Genomic DNA, 18,559 nt, shown 5'->3' with positions numbered 1-18,559 from the left:
AGCGCTTGAAACGCGCACCATGTCTGGACATGCAAAACCCCCGAAGGTTGTGTCCAACTTTCGGGGGTCAGTTCACACTCCGGGGCTTTTCTTTTCCGCGTCGAAGTCACGCAATAGCAAAGGTCCGGCAGAAATCATTCAGGCGAAGGGGAATATTCCACCCGTCGCATCCGTTAACGTTCCGTCCCGAAATGCCTTCATCATGGAGCCAAATGAATGAGAAAGCTTGTCATCGCCATCTCAATGCTCGCCTTCGCCGGTTCGGCCGCCTCTGCCGATCCGATCCTCGATAGGCAGGCTCTGATGAAGGAGCGCGGAAAGATCGTCGGCGGCTTGGCGAAAGTGGCCAAGGGCGAGGAGCCCTTCGATGCCGCGGCCGTGCTGACGCAACTGCAGGCGCTGCAGGCGAATGCCGAGACGTTCGACGCCGACGCCTTGTTCCCGAAAGGCAGCGATACCGGCGACACGACGGCGGCGCCAAAAATCTGGGAAGACATGGCCGGCTTCAAGGCCACCGAAGACAAGTATCTTGCCGACGTCAAGGCGGCGGTTGCGGCGGCTCCCGCCAACGTCGACGCGCTGAAAGCGCAAGTCGGCGCCATCGGCTCGGATTGCGGCACCTGCCACCAGACCTATCGCGTGAAGAAGGGCTGATAGCGGGCAATGTCCCGGCTGAAAAAACTCGTCGGCGCCCTCATCATCCTGGGTGGCGTCGGCGCGGTTGCAGGCTGGGTCCTGTCGGCGCCGGCGACGCTGGACACGCAGGCCCTGGCCAAGCTTGGGCCAGGTGACGCAGCCAAGGGCAAGCGCATTTTCTACGCGGGCGGCTGCACCTCCTGCCATGCAAAACCGGGCTCGCAAGGCGATGCCCGGCTTCAGTTGGTGGGCGGCCTCGAACTCAAGACGCCGTTCGGCACCTTCGTTCCCCCCAACATTTCGCAAGATCCCAAGGACGGCATCGGCGCATGGTCGCTCGATGATCTCGCCAACGCCATGCTGAAGGGCGTGTCGCCCTCGGGTCAGCATTTTTATCCGGCATTCCCCTACGCTTCCTACGCGCGCATGAATCCGGCCGACATTGCCGACCTCTATGCTTTCCTGAAGACCCTGCCCGCGGTCGCTGGCAAGGCGCCGGACAACTCGCTGGCATTCCCATTCAACATCCGACGTGGCATCGGCCTGTGGAAGCGCCTCTATCTCAGCGATCAGCCGGTCATTCCTCTACCCGGTGGCACGCCTGAACCGGTGATGGCTGGCCGCTATCTGGTCGAGGGACCCGGCCATTGCGGCGAATGCCATACGCCGCGTGACCTTGCCGGAGGCAGCAGGAAAAGTGAATGGCTGGCCGGCGCCGTCGCCGCCGAAGGCAAGGGCGTCGTGCCGAACATCACGTCGGGCGAGGGCGGCATCGGCAACTGGTCGGAATCCGACATCGCCAACTATCTCGAGACCGGCTTCACGCCGGATTTCGATTCTGTCGGCGGCGCCATGGTTGACGTGCAGCGCAATATGGCCGAGCTGACGCCGCAGGATCGGGCGGCCATCGCCGCTTACCTCAAGGCTGTACCGCCACATCCAAACGGCTATCCGGCGCGCAAGCCGGCGAGCTGACTATCGACTACAGGTGCCGGTCGCCGAGGAAATCGAAACCCGTTTCGAAGAAAAGATTGTAGTTGCAGGTCAACTCCTCGCCCGCTGCGATGTCGCGCAAGGCATAGGTTTCCTCAGGCGAGGAGACGTCGCAATTCGGCTCGTCGTCATGGTTCATGTAGCGGGCATCGTCCGCTTCGAAGACGATATAGGCCGGGTCGCGCCTGTCGGGGTAGGAATAGCGGTCGAGATAGTTCTTCACCGGCCCCGTCTCGCCCTCATAGGTTTCCACGTCGATGATCCGGTCGAACCTGGGGTCGAGCTTCCAGACCAGCGTGCCCTTGGGGATGTGGTTCTTGGCAAAGACGCCGATGCCCTGGATCGGCGATTTGTCGAGATAGACGTCGACGAGCAGCATAGTGGACCCTTATGCGAGTATGGGCTCATCGCCCGGGAAAATCGTGCTTTGGGTAGCGCGCGACCGTCGCAATTGCGAGCGGAAATCAGCAGCTCGGAATTCAAAAAATCATGATCGTCGTGCCTGGCGGAAGATGCGACCCGCCCGCCGTCAGCGCTGTTGCAAAGCCAGGCGAACACCCAAGGCGCAGTAGATGCCGCCGACAACCTTGCCCTGCCATTTCAGCACCGTCGGGTTTCGGCGCAGGAAGGTACCGAGCCGCCCGGCGCTCACCGCAAAAACGACCGTGCTGAAAAGGCCCAGCAGAACGAAGACCACCCCGAGCGTCATCAACTGGAGCATCACCAACCCGTTTTCAGGCCGCACGAACTGAGGCAGGAAGGCGAGAAAGAAAAGCGCGGTCTTGGGATTGAGCACTTCGGTAAGGACAGCTTGCCCGAATGCCTTGCCGGCCGAGATTGCAAGCTTGCCGGCGGCCGGATCGGCCGGCGTCTTTTCGATGATCGCGCGGATGCCAAGATAAACAAGGTAGGCCGCGCCGATATACTTCACGACGCTGAACAATGTCGCGGAGGTGGCGATGACGGCCGAGATGCCGACCACCGCCATGGCTGTGTGAAACATGTCGCCGGCCGCGATCCCTGCACCCGTTGCGATCCCGACCTTCGTGCCCGAACTCGTTGCGCGGGCGATCGTCAGCAGGGTGGCCGGACCCGGAATAAAGACAAAGCCGAACACAACGGCGACGTAGGCGATCAATGTGGACAGATCGATCATCGGCGGGTCTCCTAGGCAAGCTGGGCCTTGCCCGTCACCTTCAGTGTGAAGGCATAGGTATAGGCTATCTCTTCCAGGCGTGAAAACCGGCCCGAAGCACCGGCGTGGCCGGAATCCATGTTGATCTTGAACAGCACCGGATTGTCGCCGCTCTTGCGGTCGCGCAGCCGCGCCACCCATTTGGCCGGCTCCCAGTAGGTGACGCGCGGATCGGTGAGGCCGGCGAGCGCCAGGATCGGCGGGTAGTCGAGCGCCGCGACATTGTCGTAGGGCGAGTAGGCGGCGATCGTCCGGTAGTCGTCGGCTGACGCGATCGGATTGCCCCATTCCGGCCATTCAGGCGGGGTCAGCGGCAGGGTCGCGTCGAGCATGGTGGTGAGCACGTCGACGAACGGAACCTCTGCGACGATGCCGCCGAAACAGTCCGGCGCCATGTTGGCTATGGCGCCCATCAGCATGCCGCCGGCCGAGCCGCCTTGCGCGACGATGCGGTCATGCGCCGTATAGCGCTCGGCAACGAGGTGGCGCGCACAGGCGATGAAGTCGGTGAACGTGTTCATCTTGTGCTCACGCTTGCCGTCATCGTACCAGCCGTAGCCCTTGTCCTTGCCGCCACGGACATGAGCGATGGCAAAGACAATGCCGCGGTCGACCAGCGAGAACCAGTTGGTGTTGAAGGCGGCCGGCACGGCGATGCCGTAGGAACCATAGCCATACAGCAGGCAAGGTGCGGATCCATCCAGCGGTGTGTCGCGGTGGTGCAGAAGCGAGATCGGCACCAGTTCGCCATCGGCGGCGGGCGCCATCAAGCGCCTCGTGACATAGTGGTCCGGGTCGTGGCCGGAAGGCACTTCCTGGGTCTTGAGCAGCACCCGCTCGCGCGTGGGCATGTTGTAGTCGAACACCTGCGACGGCGTCGTCATCGACGAATAGGAAAAGCGCATGGTCTCGGTGTCGTATTCGTACGACCCTGAAAGGCCGAGCGAAAAGGCTTCTTCATCAAAAGAAATCAGGTGCTCCTCGCCATTCGCGCGATCGCGCACGACGATGCGCGGCAGGCCCTCCTTGCGCTCGAGCCGGACCATATGGTCCTTGAAGCCGATCACCGACAGGATCAGCCGGCCCGGCTCGTGCGGCACCAACTCCTGCCAGTTGGCGCGCACCGGATCGCTTGCCGGCGCCGTCATGATCTTGAAGTCCTTCGCCCCGTCCGCATTGGTCAGGATGAAGAAAATGTCGCCGCCTTCCTCCAGCTCATATTGAAGGCCGGTCTCGCGCGCCGAAACAAGCTTGGGTTCGGCAAAAGGATCGCTTGCGCTCAACAGCCGGTATTCCGAGGTCTCGTGATCGTTGATGCCGATCATGATCCATTCGTTGTTGCGGGTGCCGTCGACATTCATGAAGAAACCGGGGTCGGTCTCCTCATAGATCAGGCGGTCGTCTTCAGGGTTCTGTCCCAATGCATGGAACAGCACCTTCGACGGCCGGTGGTTGGGATCGAGACGGGTGTAGAAGAACCCGTCATTGCCGGCATCCCACACACCAGATCCGCCTGTGGCTTGTATCTGGTCCGCCAGGTCCTTGCCATCGGCAAGGTCGCGCACGCGCAGCGTGTAGAATTCGGAGCCCTTGTCGTCGAAGGCCCACAGCAGCTTGGCGTGGTCGGCTGAATGATCGACGCCGCCGAGCCGGAAATAGGCCTTGCCCTCCGCCTCCGCGTCGCCGTCGAGCAGGATCCGCTCGGTGCCGCCGTCGCGCGGCGTGCGGAAGTAACGCGGCTGCTCGCCGCCAAGCTTGAAGGAGGAACCATAGGCATAAAGCCCGTCCTTCATGGGAACCGAAGAATCATCCTCCTTGATGCGGCCCTTCATTTCTTTGAAAAGCTGCTTCCGCAGGTCTGAAGTATCGGCCATCAGCTTCGACTGGTAGGCGTTCTCGGCCTCGAGTTCGGCGCGTATCCCCGCATCGAGCAGGGAAGGATCCCGGAACATCTCCTGCCAATTGTCGGCACGCAGCCAGGCATACTCATCTGTTCGCGTGATGCCGTGATGCGTGTCGGTAACCGGCCGCTTCTCGGGCACCGGCGGGCTGACGGATGGAAATGCGGAAGTCTTGGTCATTGCGTCTCGCTGTGCCCGTGTCTCTGGTCTTTGCCGGCCCGTCTCATGCGACCGTATTTGCGGCTTGGCAAGTGGCCAATCGAGGCGGCCGGCCGGCGGACATCTCGCCTGGTTGCCTTGCGCGAAAAAGACGATCAGCAACCTGTGGTTTTGTGGACAGATGTGAACAACCAAGGTTGCAAGCGCGATGGCCAAGCAAATCCGAGCATTCAAACCCGTTTCGTGAGTTATCTCGAATGTAACGGCGAGCTGACGCCACGTCAGCCTTTGCCCGTTTGGCCGAAAAATATCGAAAAATTACATGATGCACGAAAGATTGAAGCTGAACGACGAATAGTTGATCAACATTCGTAAATATAATGCAGTGAGTGAATTGACTTACTTGATCCATGGCCGCATTGATGTGCCCGCGACACGAATCGCAGAAGCTCTACCTGCACAAAATTCGTGCAATGCCCTGCCTGCAAAAATGGGCACAATCGACGTCACTCTTGTTGGGGCCTGAAGACCATGGATATTGTCGAATCACCTTCCCGAAACAATGAAGCGCTGATCGAGCTCACCGCCGATGTGGTGGCTGCCTATGTCAGCAACAATCCGGTGCCGGTCGGCGAACTGCCGAACCTGATATCCGATGTCCACGCTGCCCTCGGGCGTGTGGGCGGAACCGCCGAGCAGCCCCCTGCCGACAAGCAGAAGCCGGCTGTAAACCCGAAGCGTTCCGTCCATGACGACTACATCGTCTGTCTCGAGGACGGCAAGAAGTTCAAGTCGCTCAAGCGTCACCTGATGACCCACTATGATCTGACGCCGGAGCAGTATCGCGAAAAGTGGAACCTCGACCCGAGCTATCCGATGGTTGCCCCGAACTACGCGGCGGCTCGTTCACAGCTCGCCAAGAAGATGGGCCTCGGCCGCAAGCGCAAGGCGCGGTAATCGCTCCTCGTCAGGCTTAACCGACATCAACGGCGCCTTCGGGCGCCGTTTGATTTTGCGGCTTGGTAGACGGACAGGGGGTGTAGACGGACAGGGGACTCAGGCGGTCTGTTCGAGCGCCATCTCGGCATCGCGCTTGATGCGCTTGACCATCGAGCGGAGGCCATTGGCGCGCTGGGGCGACAGGTGTTCGTCTAGGCCGAGCGCCTTCAGCGTCGCTTCGGCATCGGTCTTCTGGATTTCGCTGGCGGTCCGTCCCGAAAACAGCGCCAGCACGATCGCGACCAGTCCACGCACGATATGGGCATCGGAATCGCCCCTGAACGCAATGACCGGATCGGGACCCGGTCCCCGTTCGGTGGTCAGCCAAACCTGGCTGACGCAGCCGGGCACCTTGTTGGCGGCGTTGCGTTCCCCATCGGGAAATGGAGGCAATGCTTCGCCGAGTTCGATGACATAGCGATAGCGGTCCTCCCATTCGTCAAGGAAGGAGAAGTCGTCGCGGATCGTCTGGATCGAGGCCGTCATGCCCCGGATATAGTGACCCGGCGGCGCCGCGTCACGGAAAAAACCCCAGCGGCGTCGCGTCACGGAAAAAACCCAAGCGGCGCCGCGTCACGAAAAAACAAGGACACCGCGGGCGTCGAGAGGGCAGACGGCCCGCGGTGCGCCGTCGAGACGGCTTAATTCTTTACCGGCAGGTTGACTGTCTCGGGCAGCACGATGTTCTCGGCCACGCTGCCGGTCATTGTCGAAGTGTCGGGGCCGGCGGACTTGTCGTCCAGCATCGCCGCCGCGATCTTGGCGGTCTCCTTGGCGCGTGCCGTGATGGTGTGCATGGCGGACTTGCCGGTTTCGCAGACATCGGGCTTGCGCTCGCAAATGCCGGCAATGTCACCGACTGCGTCGCGTGCCGCGAACAAGGCCTGGATCGGCCCGACGCTTTCCTGCCCTGGTTCGTCCGAACCGGCAGTCAGGGGCAGCGCCAGCAGCACCAGGGAAAACCAGAAAGCCATTCTTATCAGGAAGAACATGACTTGCCTCTCGTCGTGACCGGACCATGCATCACATGGCATGACCTCTTTTATGGCAGGATGTTGGCACACAGGCACGAAGGACGGCTTGCGGGTCATCCGACAATTTTCCTCAAATTTTAGGCAAATTCGAAACGAAGCATTTTGCGATTGATTTGTCGCATATCGGGACGATTTTCGTTACCGACCAATAACCATTTATCTGGCTGTTTCCATTGCGCTTTTCTAAAACTCGAGCGTTTTCGTGCCCACCCCTGGTCCACTGGCTGCAGGCGTTCCCGGATAACCCTCCATTTACTATGGCGGCATTTGCCCGGGTTTTCGACGGCAAGCATCCCGATATTTGACACAGGCCGGGCTTTGGTCGGGCCTGCCCTTATCCATTCCTTAAACGCTGGATGAGAGTTTCAGAGCCAATCAAAACAATCTGCGGAAGCAGAGCTGTTCACGACGAGTGCGAGTGCGTTGAGTTGATGCCGATCAAGGCCAGATACGCTGAATTGCCTGGCGCGATTGCCGCCGGTTGCGAACGTATGGTCCATCCCTCGATACTTGGGCAGAGCGACCGCGAGCGCCAGCGCCGCTTCATCGGCGTCATGCTGGCGGCGCCGTTCTTCGCAGCCGGTGCCGCGGTCACACTGGTTACATCGGGCATGGGCGCCGCGGTGACCATGGCCGCCATCTTCGCGGCCTTCGGTCTGTGCTGGTTCATCGCCCTGCTGGCGGCGGCGACCGGCAGGATGGCCGTGGCGGCACGGATCGCACTGGCGATGGCGGCCGTCGCGCTTGGTGGCCTTATCAGTGCCGCCGGCGGCTTGAGCTCTCCTGTCGCCATGCTCGTCGTGGCGCTGCCGTTCGAAGCCTGGTGGATCGGCGCCTCGCGCCGTGCGGCGCTGTGGGGGGCTGCCTCGGCCGTCGTCGCCATTGCCCTTCAGCCGCTGTCCGCGGCCTTCCTTCCATTCGCGGACGCGCAGATCGCCGCCTGGCATTGGCTGGTGCCGCTGGCCTGGGCGCTCACGGTCGTGCCGCGCATATCGGCGTTTCGCGACACCGCCGGTGCGGCCGATAGAGCCGATACCGGGGATCGGCTGGAAGATATCATCGATGCGGTGGTCCTGCGCGTCGCTCGCCATGGCGAAGTCCTGGACGCCTCGGCCAGGGCACGCACGCTTTTGAAATTGCCGCCGGAGTTGCTTTCGGGAACCGGCTTCTTCGACCGCGTCCATCTGTCCGACCGTGTCGCCTATCTCAGCGCCTTGGCCGACATGCGCGATGGCGCCCTGTCGCGCCGCCTCGAACTGCGCATCAGGTTGCCCCAGAACGGCAATGGCCAAGGTGACAATCGCCTGATGGCTGACAATTATCGGCCGTTCGCGCTCGAACTGGTGCGCGGCGAAGAGCAGGGCGATGTCTTCACACTGGTCCTGCGCGAGAATGACGAGACCGCCCGGCTGCGCGAAGAACTGGCGCAGGCCAATGAGGCGGCGGCCGCCGCCGAAGTGGCCAAGGGCCGGTTCCTGGCGGTGGTGAGCCATGAACTGCGCACGCCGTTGAATGCCATCATCGGCTTCTCGGACATGCTGCTGCACGAGATGTTCGGCGCCTTCAAGGACCCGCGCCAGAAGGAATATGTCGGCCTGGTGCGCGATTCCGGCCAACATCTGCTGGCCGTCGTGACATCCATACTCGACGTATCGAGGATCGAATCGGGCGCCTACGCAACGGAACCGGAGCCGTTCCGGTTCATGGAAGCCGTGGAAATGTGCCAGTCGATGATGCGGCTGCAGGCGCAAGCCAAGAACATCGACCTGCAGACGCAGATCGCGCCGGACGCCGGCGACATCAACGCCGATCGCCGGGCCGTGCAGCAGATCCTCATCAACCTCGTTTCCAATGCGGTCAAGTTCACGCCTGATGGTGGCGATGTCGTCGTCGGCGCCAAGCGGATCGGCTCGCGTCTGCATTTCTGGGTCAGGGACACCGGCATCGGCATCGCCGAGGAGGATTTCGCAAATCTCGGCAAGCCCTTCATGCAGATCCAGAACGACTACACCCGCCGTTTCGAGGGCACCGGTCTTGGTCTTTCCCTGGTGAAGGGCCTGGTGGCGCTGCACGAAGGCACGATGTCGATCGAAAGCACGCCGGGCGAGGGCACCACGGTGACCATCAGCCTGCCGGTCAACGGGCCGAAGGGGCGCCCAGTCAATCAGACCGGAGTGCTGACGATGCCGGTGATGAGGGCGAAAGGGGACAGGGATGGCTCGCTCCGCAAGACGGCCTAAGGCGGTCAAACGCCGCAGCAATGCCTTTCAGGACGGCGCCATTGCCGTCGGCGGCATGATTTCGCGAAATCCTGTCCTGGTGGGCGGATCGACGGCATTCCTGGTGACGCTGTTCTATGTCTCGGCGAATGCGCTGTGGTATCAGCCTTTCCCGCATGCCGGGGCGTTTTTCGCCACCCGCAGCTTCCAGGGATTTCCACATACGGCCACCGACGAGCCGGAGACCACGATCAACATCGTGCGGCCTAATGCGGCGCCCGCTCCGATCAAGGGCGATCCGGTGGTCGAGCAGGTGCAAGGCATATTGAAAGACCTCGACTTCTATTCCGGCACGGTCGACGGCATTTCCGGCCCCAATACGCGCAAGGCCATAGAAGCCTACCAGCAGAAGGTCGGGCTCAACGCCTCCGGCGAGATCGACGCGCTGCTGCTGGATCAACTGGGCGCGACGCCGAAGACCGCCGCCGTGCCGAAACCGCAGCCGCGTCCGGACACGCCGGCCGCCGTTCCGGTGTCTTTGCAGACAGGTTCTGGGCAGACAGGTTCTGGGCAGACAAGTTCTGGGCAGGCAGGTTCCGGGCAGAATGACTTGGAGACGAATGCAGCGTTGCAGGGGCCTGATCCTCGCATCGTCAAGATCCAGGCCGGACTGAAGGCGTTCGGCAATGACGACATGCAACTGGATGGGGTCGTCGGTGCCCGTACCAAGGCGGCGATCAAGGAATTCCAGTCGCTGTTCGGGCTGCCGCAGACCGGCGAACCCGATGAGATCGTCTACGTCAAGATGCGCGAGATCGGCCTGACCAACTAACGGCGAAATGACGGCTCGCCGAGCCGCGGAAACAGCGATACATAGCCCGCACGCTTTGCGGAGTTTTCATGCGCGTCACATCGGATCTCTGGGTTTCGGCCCTATTGCGCCGGATTTTCAGCGCCGGTGGATTTGCCGCCGTGGTCAAGCGCGGCGCGACCGAGGCAGGTGCCGTTTTCGTGCTGGCGCGGGACAGGATGGGTGAAATGGCCCTCTATGGACCGGCGCCGCAGACCAGCTACGATTCGGCCAGGCCCGACGACCGCTTCTTCTCCCTGCTTGCCGCCGGCAACGATGCCGCCGTGCTCGACGCGCGCCTCGAAAGGGAAAAGAAGTTCGATCCCGACATTTGGGTGGTCGAAATCGAGGCCGGCGCCGTCCCCGTCGAGCAGCTTATTTCCGTGAAGATGCCCTGAGGCCGGAGGACGTCACGGCATCGTCGCTGTTCGATGCCGTGCGGCTGTCGCCGTTTGCAGGCGCCGCCTCGCGAACCGTTTTATGCAGCGTTTCGGCCTTCCAGCCCCGCACCCTCTCCAGCGCCACGTCGCGATGCAGCAGCCGGTAGCGGTCGAGGTAGGTGCGGATCGCCTGCGGATGCGGGAACAGGCCGGGATAGACGGCGACCGTGATCAGGAATGCCCGATCCTCGCTGAAATCGAGCGAGCGCAGCGCCGCAAGCAGCGGCGCATAATTCTGGTTGGCGGTCAGCGATCGTGCGGTCGAGAAATCGATGTCGAGGGCATCCGCAAGCGCGGTCTGGAAGAAGGCGGCGTTTCCCGTCAGCGCCGTCTCGCGCAGTTTGACATAGGTATCCGAGCCAGGGAACGCATCGACCTGCGCCGCCAGGGCCTCGTCGCCGGTGCGCATCATGGAGCGCAGCCTGCGCCGTGCGTTCTCGGCGGCAATGCCGGAGGCCTGTTGTGCTGCCACACTGTCTTGCGCCACGTCCGCGGTGGCGGCGGCCGCGATCGGCGCCGTCGGCGCCGCTGGAGCTTGCGCCTCTGGATCGCGCACGCGCACCAGGGTCGGTCTTTCAAGCGCCCTGATCAGGTCGGCGATGGTCGGGTTCAGATCCTTGCGCCGAGCGATGGCGCGTGCGTGCGGCAGCCCATGCCGGCCGATCAGCGCGATGAGGTCGATGTCACTGACCGCGCGCGAGCGGATGAGCAGCGGCGCGGCGACGTCGACCGGTTCCTCGCACAGACGGCGCACCAGCGCGGCGGGCGCATATTCGCATTCGGAAAGGGCGGCTGCCACGTAGCGTCGCGATTCAAGGGACACATCGTCGAACAGCGGCAGCGTCAGGTCCTCGAGCTGGCCGATCTCGCGGCGGGACGGGCGTGTCAGCGAGCAGAATGCCGACACTGCGGCGCGGAACAGCCTTTCGGCCCTTCCCGATTCCGTTCGAACAGCGATTTGCCTGAAGTCCGAAGATGACACGAAGGATACGCCCGATACTCGATACACACTTGGCCACGCTCAACCAGGCTGTGCCGGTTTCGCGATTGGCTCGGTCAGAAGGTGCTGACCTTAGAACAAAGATCAAGTTAGCGATGATCCGTTAGCGCTCCGTTAACCCTCTGCCGGCCTTAATAACATTTGGAGGCGTTGCGTTGTGCTCCGGGGAAACCGAGAGGAATGCGCGAATCATGGGCATGGTACTGTCTTTCGTGCCGCGAACGGCACCGACCAATCGAGTAAAGCAAGCCACCGAAATACCGGCGGCAGTGATCATCTTTCCCGGCATCCGCTACGAGCGGTCCCAGGCCGGCGAGGTGCGGCCTGTCGATCCGGACACGCCGGGATCATCGCGGACGAAGCCTGTTCCGCACCATTGAAGCGCGTGGTGCTTGGACGGATCTAGGCGGCGCTAGAAGTCCTGCAGCTCGCAGGAACTCTGATCGAGAAAGCGCGAAACGATCGGCTTCCAGCTGTCGTCCGGCACGAAGCTGCGGATGACGAAAATGCCCTCGTTGATCGGCGCCTCGACGAAGATCGCTCCCTGCATTTCCTCGGGAAGATCCTTGCGCACGTCGATCATCTGCGCCGGCGTCAGCACCACGGCATCCAGTTTGCCGCCTGTCGCGGTATGATCGTTGAAGGAATAGATATTGTGGCCGCCGCGGTCATAGACCGACACCGACCAGAAGGGCACGTTCCCCGGCGCCCTGATCCGGACAATTCCCTCGTCAAGGTCGAAGCGGCAGGCCGTGGCATAAAACAGCGGATCGACCGACTTCACCACCGGCGCACCGCCCGCCTCGGCATCGAGCCGGTTCATCCTGTAGAGATCCGAGGCCATGGAAAGACGCGACCAGGCGTCACGTTCCGAAAATTCCGGCACCAGAAGCAAGACGACGATGTGGACGATGCCGGCGCCGACGAGGCCGAGCAGGACGGCGTGAAAGAGCCTCCGCATCGCGGCATGGACGCTACGCATCGCAGCCCACCTTCACGATCTTGGGCAACGAAACGTCCGACAGGCCGGTGCTGCTGGCGATCGGTGTGTCGTAGAAGGTCAAGACGAAATACATCCGCCCAGAACCGTCGGTCAGAAGCCAGTTGCCGGACATTGGGTGGTGGCCGGCGGAAATGATCACCGAATTGTCGGGCTGGCGAACCACCTCGTAGGACTGAAGTGCCGCAAGTCGCGGTTTGCCGGTTTTGACGACGCCGAGCGATTGATCGGCGGCATAAAGCGTCCAGAAGCGGGCGGTCGGAAACCCTCCCTCTATCGTGTAGGTGCATTGCCGCTTGAGCTGATCGCCGGCAGCGTCATTTTCCGCGACGAAGGACAGGCCTTCCGCACGGCCGAGCGTTAGCACACCCTCGCGTGCCACGCGCGCCTTGGAGTAGGGGTCCGCGGCCGGCGTGCCGATGTCGGGAAAAGCGGTCCATTGGCCGATCCTGATCGCGCCGACACCGTCCTGGATCTTCAGCGCATACCAGACGCTGGCGCTGCCGCCGCCGATGGCTATGGCAAGCGAAAGCAGCATCAGGAAGGCATTTTTGAGCATGAAGGGCCGGGTTCACAGAGGATTGCCGCTCGGGGATATCGCGGCGCGGGGCCTTGTGGCAAGCGGAGGCTTCCGATTTGGAGGTAAGAGGCGTGTTTAGGGGGCGCCTCTTCCTTCTCCCCCTGTGGGAGAAGGTGGCCGAGCGAAGCTCGGTCGGATGAGGGGTGTTCCAGCTTGGCAATGACAGTACTCCGTCGCGCACCCCTCAACCGTCTCGGCGCTGAGCGCCGATCCACCTTCTCCCGCAGGGGGAGAAGGAAGACGCAATCACAACGCCGAAAGCGTTTCGGGCGTGGTGGAGGTGTCGAGCCTGGGGGCCGTCTGGAACAGTTGGGTCATGTCCCTCAGCGTCTGCGTGGTTCGGCTGGACAGCACCGGCGGGCGTTCGGCGGCGGCTTCGGCTGCCGCCTGGTCCTCGCTCTTCTTCTGGGCTTCCGCGGCCTTGGCCGCGATCTCCTCGTCGACGAACGGCTTGTCGATGCCGGGGATCGGCTTCAAGTCGATGTTCTGGTGCGCGTAAACCATCAGCCGCTGCCAAACCATCGCCGGCAGCGAGCCGCCGGTCATATTCTTGGTGGGGGTGAAGTCATCGTTGCCCAGCCATACGGCCGCCGTGTAGTTGCCGGTGAAGCCGACAAACCAGGCGTCGCGGTAGGATTGCGTCGTGCCGGTCTTGCCGGCGACGACGATGTTGGGGATCTGTGCGCGCCGCGCCGTGCCTATCACCGGTACGGCCGTCAGCATGGTGTTCATGGATTTCAACGCCTGCTCGGAGAGCACCCGATGCGGCGGCGGCGCGTCCTTGGTCCAGTCATACACCACGTCGCCAGTACGGGTGACGAGCTGCGTGATGCCATGCCTGGAGCCGACGAAGCCGTTCTGGGCAAACACGCTGTAGCCGGTCGCCTGGTCCATCACGGTCATGCCCGAAGTGCCGAGCACCATCGTCTTGTGTCCCTCGAGCGGCGATTCCACGCCAAACGCTTCCGCCATCGCCTTGATGGGAGCGATGCCGAGATGGTCCTTGGCCAGTCGCACCGGCACCGTGTTGATCGACTTCGCCATCGCCATCAGCAACGTGATGTTGCCAGCCGACTCGCCGCTGTAATTGTGCGGCGACCAGTTGCCCCAGCTGATCGGCCCGCCCGAGATGATCGAGTTCGGCGTAAAACCGTGTTCCATCGCCGTGGCGTAGACATAGGGCTTGAACGATGAGCCGGTCTGGCGCAGCGCCTTGGTGGCGCGGTTGAACTGGCTGGCGCCGTAGTCGCGGCCGCCGACGATCGCCCGCACCGCGCCGTTGGTCTCGATGACCACCACGGCACCCTCGGTGACGTTGTACTCCTTGCCGAACTGGCGCAGGTGGAACTCGACGGACTCCTCCGCCGCCTTCTGGATGTTGGCGTCGAAGGTGGTGTGGGCAACCAGCGAATGCTGGCCGGGCTTGGCGATCTTCTTGACCTCGTCGAACGCCCAGTCGAGGTAGTAATCCGGGCTCTTCTGTTCGCCGCGATCGACGACGTCGGCGGGATGCAGCCTGGCCTGCAGCACCTGGCCCTCGGTCATGAAGCCGGAATCGACAAGGTTGGACAGCACCACATTGGCGCGCGCCCGCGCCGCCGGCAGGTTGATGTGCGGCGCGTATTTGGTCGGCGCCTTGAACAGGCCGGCCAGCATGGCGGCCTCGGCGAGGTTCAGGTCCTTGACGCTCTTGCCGAAATAGAAATCCGCCGCCGCCTCGATGCCGAACGTGCCGCCGCCCATATAGGCGCGGTCGAGATAGAGCTGCAGGATTTCCTTCTTCGACAGATTGGCCTCGAGCCACAGCGACAGGAAGGCTTCCTTGATCTTGCGCTCGAAGGTCCGCTCATTGGTCAGGAACAGGTTCTTGGCCAACTGCTGGGTGATGCTGGAGCCGCCCTGGACGACCGAATTCGCCCGCACATTCTCGAAGATGGCCCTGGAAAGGCCGAGCACGTCGATGCCGTAATGGTCGAAAAAGCGGCGATCCTCGGTGGCGAGCACCGCCTTGATGACATGATCGGGCATCTCGTCGACCGGCACGGAATCGCGCTGGATGATGCCGCGCTGGCCGATCTCGTTGCCGTAACGGTCGAGGAAGGTGACGGCGAAGTCGCCCTGCGCCCGCCAGTCGCCCGAAGTGTCCTGGAATGCCGGAATGGCCAGCGCCAGCATGACGACGATGCCGCCGGCACCGAGCGTAAAACCTTCGCTCAAGAGTTCGACGATGCCGCGGCGCCAGCCCTTGAGCCGAAAACGCCGCGAGAAGATCGTCGCGGCTTCCCAGAACTGGCGCGCCTTGAAGCCGATCTCGTAGAGCGAGGAATCGAGCCAGGCGTCCAGCGCCAGCAGCCGGGCGGCGAGCGGACCTCTTCTCTTGCGTGGCTCAGGATCGACCATTCAAAAACCCGGCTCGGCTGTGACGCGACCTGAAAACCGCAAGCAGGCAATTTCAGGGCCGCAGCCTGTCCTGACTATTCATCCATTTTGCCGGCGCTCACAAGGGCGGGGAGGACACAGCCGCAAGCTTTGTTGGAAATGATTATCGCCGCAGTTCGAGCGACGAAGCCGCCGCGATGGCCGCCTGCAGCAGAACCCGCGCGCCGGTGATCGCGTCCGCAGGCTCCACATATTCCGCCTCATTGTGGCTGAGCCCGTCGCGGCACGGCACGAAGATCATCGCGGCGGGCGCCACGCGGGCGATGAACAGTGCGTCATGGAAGGCGCCCGATATCATCTGCTTGTGCGACAGCCCAAGCGACCTAACGGCGTCTTCGACGATCTTGATCATATCGGCGGAGAAAGCAGCGCCGGGCATGTCGAAGGATCGTTTGATCGTTGCCATGCAGCCCTGTGCCTCCGCCTCGGCCGTGCAGGCCTGGCGCGCCTCGGCCTCGATGGCATCAAGCCGCTCAGGCCGCGGATGCCTGAGGTCGACGGTGAAGGTCACCGACTGCGGTATGGCGTTGATCGATCCTGGTTGCGCGGCGATCCGGCCTACGGTCAGCCGCGCGCTGCTGTCGAGCGGCATGATCGTCGTCTGCAGCCTGTGTATCGCGGCAATCGCGGCGACCATCGGATCCCTGCGGTAGGCAAGGCCGGTGGTGCCGGCGTGACCGGCGGTGCCCTCGATGGAAACCTCCAGCCAGCGCGTGCCCTGGACGGCCGTCACGACACCGATCGGCAACCCCTCCTTTTCCAGCGAAGGCCCCTGTTCGATATGCAGCTCGATGTAACCTGATATCGGCATGCCGATCGGACGCAGGGCAGCCTCCGGCAAGGCTGCAATCGTCGCGTCGAGTTCCTTTGCGAGGGAGGCACCGTTGCTGCCGACGATCGATTTCCATGCGGCGGTGTCGGCGCCGGTGAACGCCATGGAGCCCATCACGCCCGGGGCAAAGCGGCTGCCTTCTTCATTGGCCCAGGCGACGACCTCGATCGGCATACGGGTCTCAGCCCTCGCGTCCTCGAGGGCTTCGAGAGCCTCGAAGGCGGAAAGCGTGCCGAGCGCCCCATCGAAGCGGCCGCCCGTTGGCTGACTGTCGAGATGGCTGCCGATCAGGAGCGGCGGCAGTGCTGCGTCCGCGCCCTCGCGACGGATGAAGAGGTTCGCGATCCCGTCCTGGAAAACGGTGAATCCGCGCTCCAGCGCCAGTTCCGCCAGCAGGCGCCGGGCGCCTCGATCCTCGACGCTGAACGCCTGCCGGTTGACGCCCCCGGCCGGCGTCGCGCCGATCCGGGCAAACGCGTCGAGCCGTCGCAGCAGTCTCTCGCCGTCGATTTGCGGCGCAAGCCTCATCGCTTGAGGCCACGGATGAAGGCGCTCACCCGTTGCGGGTCGACCTGGTTCCACCAAACCCCGTCATGCTTCAACGAACTGGCGACGATAACGCCGTCGACGATGTCGAGGATGTCGTTGGCGTTGTCGGGCGTCACCCCGCTGCCGACAAGCGTCGGCAATCCGGCCGCGTCCTTGATCATCCTGATATAGCCGAGGTCGGCGGCATGGCCGGTGCGCTGTCCGGTGGCGATGACCGCATCGGCATCGAAGAACACCAGGTCCTTGACCTGTTCCTCGACCGGCCGGTCGCCGACGATCGCATGGGCGCCATGCTTGACATGCGCGTCGGCGAAGATGCGGATGCCGTTGGCCCGAAGCCTGGCGCGGAACCGCATGGCGCGCGCTGCTTCGCCTTCGATAAAGCCCTCATTGGCGACATAGGCGTTGGCCCATTGATTGACGCGCACGAAGGAAGAACCGGCGGCACTGGCGATCGACAGCGCGGGAATGGCGGCATTGGCGAGCACGTTGATGCCGACCGGCCGGCCAAGCTCGCGGCGGATACGGTCGGCGACGACAGACATGTAGGCGGAGGTTTCGGGGCCGATGTCATCCGGCTTGGCGAACGGCACGTCGCCGTGGTTCTCGACGATCACGCCGTCGCAACCGCCATCGAGATAGGCTTTGGCATCGTCGAGGCCGCGCTGGTAGATGGCCTCGACCGCCTCGCCATCATAGCGCGGCGCGCCCGGCAGGGGTGCGAGATGGACGACGCCGATCACCACCTTGCTTCTGCCGAAGATCGATCGCAGCGCGTCGTTCTCGCCCTGCTTGGAGCCGATGGATTTGGGGGATTTTGTCATGCGGTTTCCGCTTCCGTCGTTTCCATGAGCGTTTTCATCTCCTGCCTGTCGGGGCAGGAGCCGAGCGTTCCGGCGCGTCCGACCGAGATGGCCGCGGCGCGAACCGCAATCCTGGCCGCTGCAGCGAGATCCATGCCGGCGGCAAGGCAGCCGGCGAGGCAACCGCAAAACACGTCACCCGCGCCGCTGGTGTCCGTCACAGCCACGTTGGGCGCCATGATCCGCTCGATCCGTCCTTCACCGTCGGCGACGAGGCAGCCAAGCGCCCCAAGCGTCACGACAGCAGTGCCTGCGCCTCGACGGATCAGCTCGCGGGCTGCCGCGTCAGGATCGCCTGTTCCGGTCAGTTGCGCCGCTTCGCCCGCATTGGCGATGACGAGGCTGACATCGCTCAAATGCGGCGTCGCACCAGTTGCAAGCGGGCTTGGATTGAAGATGGTCACGGCACCCGCTTCATGCGCCGTCCGCAGGCAGGCTGTCGTCGCATCCGGATGGAGATTGCCCTGCATCACGACGATGTCGCCGCGTTCGATCGAGGCCGCGAAACCACTCTCTGCCAGGGGATCGAAGGCAGTGGCGCAACTGGCACCGGTGACGATGAGGTTCTCGCCCCGCGCATCGACCATGATCGTCGAACGGTCGCTCTCCTGTGGCAGCATCGTCAGATGGCTGGTGTCGAGGTCGCGGCGCAGTTGTTCCCTTATCCATGCCCCGGCGGCATCATTGCCGATCGCCGTCCAGAACCGGACGTCGGCTCCGGTGCGCACGGCGGCCACCGCCTGGTTCGCGCCCTTGCCGCCAAGCCCGTCGGCATGTTCGGACGCGTTCAGCGTCTCGCCTGGCCGCGGGAACCGGTCCAGCCGAAACGTCGTATCGACGCAGACATTGCCGACGACATGGACGCGCATG

General features: G+C 63.1%; 21 protein-coding genes. 9 read left to right on the top strand and 12 right to left on the bottom strand.

Annotated features, from left to right (window positions below; translation table 11 throughout):
- From LB577_RS21795 to LB577_RS21785, 3 genes are all read left to right on the top strand, one after another.
- Window positions 1–220: hypothetical protein (locus LB577_RS21795; protein WP_224688272.1), on the top strand; the 220-nt coding region annotated here is incomplete at its 5' end.
- Window positions 217–654 (top strand): c-type cytochrome, encoded by a 438-nt coding sequence (locus tag LB577_RS21790; RefSeq protein WP_023764395.1) that lies wholly within the window; start codon window positions 217–219, stop codon window positions 652–654. The genes LB577_RS21795 and LB577_RS21790, both read left to right, overlap by 4 nt.
- Before the next feature lie 9 nt (window positions 655–663).
- The gene (locus LB577_RS21785; RefSeq protein ID WP_023764394.1) at window positions 664–1,611 is read left to right on the top strand and encodes a cytochrome c; all 948 of its coding nucleotides are present in this window, start codon (window positions 664–666) and stop codon (window positions 1,609–1,611) included.
- A 7-nt stretch (window positions 1,612–1,618) separates the two neighbouring features.
- On the opposite strand, the gene LB577_RS21780 is transcribed toward LB577_RS21785, so the two are convergent.
- From LB577_RS21780 to LB577_RS21770, 3 genes are all read right to left on the bottom strand, one after another.
- Entirely contained in the window at window positions 1,619–2,008 is a 390-nt protein-coding gene (locus LB577_RS21780; protein ID WP_023764393.1) for an SET domain-containing protein, read from the bottom strand.
- A 150-nt stretch (window positions 2,009–2,158) separates the two neighbouring features.
- Window positions 2,159–2,785, bottom strand: coding sequence for a LysE family translocator (locus LB577_RS21775; RefSeq protein WP_224688271.1), 627 nt, complete (start codon window positions 2,783–2,785; stop codon window positions 2,159–2,161).
- Between the two features lie 11 nt (window positions 2,786–2,796).
- Window positions 2,797–4,905, bottom strand: coding sequence for a S9 family peptidase (locus LB577_RS21770; RefSeq protein ID WP_224688269.1), 2,109 nt, complete (start codon window positions 4,903–4,905; stop codon window positions 2,797–2,799).
- Between the two features lie 45 nt (window positions 4,906–4,950).
- On the opposite strand from LB577_RS21770, the gene LB577_RS21765 reads away from it, so the two are divergent.
- Window positions 4,951–5,259 (top strand): hypothetical protein, encoded by a 309-nt coding sequence (locus LB577_RS21765; protein ID WP_224688268.1) that lies wholly within the window; start codon window positions 4,951–4,953, stop codon window positions 5,257–5,259.
- Window positions 5,260–5,415: 156 nt separating this feature from the next.
- Window positions 5,416–5,841 (top strand): MucR family transcriptional regulator, encoded by a 426-nt coding sequence (locus LB577_RS21760; RefSeq protein ID WP_013896464.1) that lies wholly within the window; start codon window positions 5,416–5,418, stop codon window positions 5,839–5,841.
- Window positions 5,842–5,940: 99 nt separating this feature from the next.
- Here LB577_RS21760 and LB577_RS21755 read toward each other — a convergent pair whose 3' ends face one another.
- Both LB577_RS21755 and LB577_RS21750 read right to left on the bottom strand, forming a co-directional pair.
- A complete protein-coding gene (locus LB577_RS21755; protein ID WP_224688281.1) occupies window positions 5,941–6,369 on the bottom strand; it encodes a SufE family protein in 429 nt (142 codons plus the stop codon).
- 155 nt (window positions 6,370–6,524) lie between these two features.
- Window positions 6,525–6,875, bottom strand: coding sequence for a DUF5330 domain-containing protein (locus LB577_RS21750; RefSeq protein WP_023764389.1), 351 nt, complete (start codon window positions 6,873–6,875; stop codon window positions 6,525–6,527).
- 533 nt (window positions 6,876–7,408) lie between these two features.
- On the opposite strand from LB577_RS21750, the gene LB577_RS21745 reads away from it, so the two are divergent.
- The 3 genes from LB577_RS21745 to LB577_RS21735 all read left to right on the top strand — a co-directional run bounded on the left by LB577_RS21745 (window position 7,409) and on the right by LB577_RS21735 (window position 10,384).
- Entirely contained in the window at window positions 7,409–9,157 is a 1,749-nt protein-coding gene (locus tag LB577_RS21745; RefSeq protein WP_224688279.1) for a sensor histidine kinase, read from the top strand.
- Window positions 9,132–9,968 (top strand): peptidoglycan-binding protein, encoded by an 837-nt coding sequence (locus LB577_RS21740; RefSeq protein ID WP_224688267.1) that lies wholly within the window; start codon window positions 9,132–9,134, stop codon window positions 9,966–9,968. Before LB577_RS21745 ends, LB577_RS21740 begins: the two co-directional genes overlap by 26 nt.
- A 68-nt stretch (window positions 9,969–10,036) precedes the next feature.
- Window positions 10,037–10,384 carry a DUF1491 family protein gene (locus LB577_RS21735; RefSeq protein ID WP_224688266.1) on the top strand — a complete coding sequence of 116 codons (348 nt, stop codon included), beginning with the start codon at window positions 10,037–10,039 and terminating at the stop codon, window positions 10,382–10,384.
- Here LB577_RS21735 and LB577_RS21730 read toward each other — a convergent pair.
- A complete protein-coding gene (locus LB577_RS21730; RefSeq protein WP_224688265.1) occupies window positions 10,362–11,408 on the bottom strand; it encodes a hypothetical protein in 1,047 nt (348 codons plus the stop codon). The two genes, LB577_RS21735 and LB577_RS21730, sit on opposite strands and share 23 nt — an antisense overlap.
- A gap of 209 nt (window positions 11,409–11,617) precedes the next feature.
- Between LB577_RS21730 and LB577_RS21725 the strand changes: the two genes are divergently transcribed.
- Entirely contained in the window at window positions 11,618–11,806 is a 189-nt protein-coding gene (locus LB577_RS21725; protein ID WP_023764384.1) for a hypothetical protein, read from the top strand.
- Between the two features lie 32 nt (window positions 11,807–11,838).
- Here the strand turns inward: LB577_RS21725 and LB577_RS21720 are convergent, their stop codons facing one another.
- From LB577_RS21720 to LB577_RS21695, 6 genes are all read right to left on the bottom strand, one after another.
- Window positions 11,839–12,408 (bottom strand): DUF1254 domain-containing protein, encoded by a 570-nt coding sequence (locus LB577_RS21720; protein ID WP_224688264.1) that lies wholly within the window; start codon window positions 12,406–12,408, stop codon window positions 11,839–11,841.
- A complete protein-coding gene (locus LB577_RS21715; RefSeq protein WP_224688263.1) occupies window positions 12,401–12,985 on the bottom strand; it encodes a DUF1214 domain-containing protein in 585 nt (194 codons plus the stop codon). Before LB577_RS21715 ends, LB577_RS21720 begins: the two co-directional genes overlap by 8 nt.
- 267 nt (window positions 12,986–13,252) lie before the next feature.
- The gene (locus LB577_RS21710; protein WP_140575779.1) at window positions 13,253–15,406 is read right to left on the bottom strand and encodes a transglycosylase domain-containing protein; all 2,154 of its coding nucleotides are present in this window, start codon (window positions 15,404–15,406) and stop codon (window positions 13,253–13,255) included.
- 142 nt (window positions 15,407–15,548) lie between these two features.
- Window positions 15,549–16,805, bottom strand: coding sequence for a Zn-dependent hydrolase (locus tag LB577_RS21705; protein WP_224688262.1), 1,257 nt, complete (start codon window positions 16,803–16,805; stop codon window positions 15,549–15,551).
- Complete coding sequence (locus LB577_RS21700) at window positions 16,802–17,650, bottom strand: BtpA/SgcQ family protein (protein ID WP_224688261.1); 849 nt, start codon at window positions 17,648–17,650, stop codon at window positions 16,802–16,804. The genes LB577_RS21705 and LB577_RS21700 overlap by 4 nt, the downstream gene beginning before the upstream one ends.
- Window positions 17,647–18,558: a ribokinase gene (locus LB577_RS21695; protein WP_224688260.1), complete on the bottom strand. Its 912-nt coding sequence runs from the start codon at window positions 18,556–18,558 to the stop codon at window positions 17,647–17,649. The genes LB577_RS21700 and LB577_RS21695 overlap by 4 nt, the downstream gene beginning before the upstream one ends.
- Window position 18,559 lies beyond the last annotated feature (1 nt).

This window comes from Mesorhizobium sp. B283B1A, assembly GCF_020165735.1.
In the GTDB taxonomy this organism is placed as follows: Bacteria; Pseudomonadota; Alphaproteobacteria; order Rhizobiales; family Rhizobiaceae; genus Mesorhizobium; species Mesorhizobium opportunistum.
This window is presented reverse-complemented; position numbering and strand designations above follow the sequence as displayed.

What these genes read in the sequence shown, in the direction of transcription:
- LB577_RS21725 (WP_023764384.1), top strand. Translation starts at nt 11,618, where the DNA reads ATGGGCATGGTACTGTCTTTCGTGCCGCGAACGGCACCGACCAATCGA.
- LB577_RS21775 (WP_224688271.1), bottom strand. Translation starts at nt 2,785, where the DNA reads ATGATCGATCTGTCCACATTGATCGCCTACGTCGCCGTTGTGTTCGGC.
- LB577_RS21790 (WP_023764395.1), top strand. Translation starts at nt 217, where the DNA reads ATGAGAAAGCTTGTCATCGCCATCTCAATGCTCGCCTTCGCCGGTTCG.
- LB577_RS21770 (WP_224688269.1), bottom strand. Translation starts at nt 4,905, where the DNA reads ATGACCAAGACTTCCGCATTTCCATCCGTCAGCCCGCCGGTGCCCGAG.
- LB577_RS21750 (WP_023764389.1), bottom strand. Translation starts at nt 6,875, where the DNA reads ATGTTCTTCCTGATAAGAATGGCTTTCTGGTTTTCCCTGGTGCTGCTG.
- LB577_RS21720 (WP_224688264.1), bottom strand. Translation starts at nt 12,408, where the DNA reads ATGCGTAGCGTCCATGCCGCGATGCGGAGGCTCTTTCACGCCGTCCTG.
- LB577_RS21785 (WP_023764394.1), top strand. Translation starts at nt 664, where the DNA reads ATGTCCCGGCTGAAAAAACTCGTCGGCGCCCTCATCATCCTGGGTGGC.
- LB577_RS21695 (WP_224688260.1), bottom strand. Translation starts at nt 18,558, where the DNA reads ATGCGCGTCCATGTCGTCGGCAATGTCTGCGTCGATACGACGTTTCGG.
- LB577_RS21780 (WP_023764393.1), bottom strand. Translation starts at nt 2,008, where the DNA reads ATGCTGCTCGTCGACGTCTATCTCGACAAATCGCCGATCCAGGGCATC.
- LB577_RS21710 (WP_140575779.1), bottom strand. Translation starts at nt 15,406, where the DNA reads ATGGTCGATCCTGAGCCACGCAAGAGAAGAGGTCCGCTCGCCGCCCGG.
- LB577_RS21760 (WP_013896464.1), top strand. Translation starts at nt 5,416, where the DNA reads ATGGATATTGTCGAATCACCTTCCCGAAACAATGAAGCGCTGATCGAG.
- LB577_RS21745 (WP_224688279.1), top strand. Translation starts at nt 7,409, where the DNA reads ATGGTCCATCCCTCGATACTTGGGCAGAGCGACCGCGAGCGCCAGCGC.
- LB577_RS21765 (WP_224688268.1), top strand. Translation starts at nt 4,951, where the DNA reads ATGCGACCGTATTTGCGGCTTGGCAAGTGGCCAATCGAGGCGGCCGGC.
- LB577_RS21740 (WP_224688267.1), top strand. Translation starts at nt 9,132, where the DNA reads ATGGCTCGCTCCGCAAGACGGCCTAAGGCGGTCAAACGCCGCAGCAAT.
- LB577_RS21700 (WP_224688261.1), bottom strand. Translation starts at nt 17,650, where the DNA reads ATGACAAAATCCCCCAAATCCATCGGCTCCAAGCAGGGCGAGAACGAC.
- LB577_RS21755 (WP_224688281.1), bottom strand. Translation starts at nt 6,369, where the DNA reads ATGACGGCCTCGATCCAGACGATCCGCGACGACTTCTCCTTCCTTGAC.
- LB577_RS21735 (WP_224688266.1), top strand. Translation starts at nt 10,037, where the DNA reads ATGCGCGTCACATCGGATCTCTGGGTTTCGGCCCTATTGCGCCGGATT.
- LB577_RS21705 (WP_224688262.1), bottom strand. Translation starts at nt 16,805, where the DNA reads ATGAGGCTTGCGCCGCAAATCGACGGCGAGAGACTGCTGCGACGGCTC.
- LB577_RS21715 (WP_224688263.1), bottom strand. Translation starts at nt 12,985, where the DNA reads ATGCTCAAAAATGCCTTCCTGATGCTGCTTTCGCTTGCCATAGCCATC.